The sequence below is a fragment of the Lacinutrix sp. MEBiC02404 genome, from assembly GCF_053601575.1.
Genome location: NZ_JBSHNV010000013.1, coordinates 1 through 244, shown reverse-complemented (window position 1 = coordinate 244; position 244 = coordinate 1). Strand labels below are relative to the sequence as shown.

The following is a 244-nucleotide window of genomic DNA, read 5'->3' as shown; positions in this document are numbered from 1 at the left end:
TGGATCCGTATCACTTGTTTCTCCATCGCCATCACAATCTGTAATCGCTGTTACAGGTAAAGTAATATCTGTTGCTGTAAATTCACATGCATCGTTTGGATCGGTGTCGTTTGGTCCTTGAACGCCGTCTCCATCAGGATCTACTTCGTCTAAGTTACTTACTCCATCACCATCACAATCTGCAGTTGCCCAGTCACTTGTTGTGTCTGTTAAATCTACATTGGATAATGTTCCTCCGATACAT

Annotated in this window: 1 pseudogene; it reads right to left on the bottom strand. The window is 42.6% G+C overall.

Going from position 1 to position 244, the window contains the following annotated elements:
- Window positions 1–244 (bottom strand): annotated as a pseudogene (locus ACVCXO_RS00060) (hypothetical protein); the annotation flags it as partial.